The organism is Burkholderia aenigmatica, from assembly GCF_902499175.1.
Taxonomy (GTDB): domain Bacteria; phylum Pseudomonadota; class Gammaproteobacteria; order Burkholderiales; family Burkholderiaceae; genus Burkholderia; species Burkholderia aenigmatica.
The window spans coordinates 1-805 of sequence record NZ_CABVQC010000157.1 but is presented as its reverse complement, the minus strand read 5'-3'; the positions used below and the strand labels follow the sequence as shown (position 1 = coordinate 805).

Below are 805 nucleotides of genomic sequence, written 5' to 3'. Positions count from 1 at the left end.
CGATTGAATCGGTTCTTCACGAAACCCGCCAGTTTGCGCCGCCCGCGGCGCTCGAGCAGGCGGCGACCATTTCCGGCATGCCGGCCTACCGTGCGCTCGCCGCCGAAGCCGAGAACGATTACGAAGGCTTCTGGGCGCGTCTCGCGCGCGAGGGCCTTGCGTGGCACAAGCCGTTCACGAAAGTGCTCGACGAGTCGAACGCGCCGTTCTACAAGTGGTTCGACGACGGCGAGCTGAACGCGTCGTACAACTGTCTCGACCGTCACGTCGAAGCCGGTAACGGCGAGCGCGTCGCGGTGATCTTCGAAGCCGACGACGGGTCCGTCACGCGCGTCACCTATGCGGATCTCCTCGCCCGCGTGTCGCGTTTCGCGAATGCACTGAAGAAGCGCGGGATCGGCAAGGGCGACCGCGTCGTCATCTATATCCCGATGTCGATCGAAGGCATCGTCGCAATGCAGGCCTGCGCGCGCATCGGCGCGACGCACTCGGTCGTGTTCGGCGGCTTCTCCGCGAAGTCGCTGAACGAGCGGCTCGTCGACGTCGGCGCGACCGCGCTCGTCACGGCCGACGAGCAGGCACGCGGCGGCAAGACGCTGCCGCTGAAGAGCATCGCGGATGAAGCGATCGCGATGGGCGGCTGCGAGGCCGTGAAGAGCGTGATCGTCTATCGCCGCACCGGCGGCAAGATCGACTGGCACGCCGAGCGCGATCTGTGGATGCACGAACTGACGGCCGCCGAATCCGACCAGTGCGAGCCGGAATGGGTCGGCGCCGAGCATCCGCTGTTCATCCTGTATACGTC

The 805-nt window shown here is 66.1% G+C and carries 1 protein-coding gene; it reads left to right on the top strand.

All coding sequences use genetic code 11. The features are described from left to right. Positions 1-2 precede the first annotated feature (2 nt). The coding region (locus tag BDO18943_RS42460; RefSeq protein WP_235996344.1) for an AMP-binding protein at positions 3-805 on the top strand (803 nt) is incomplete at its 3' end.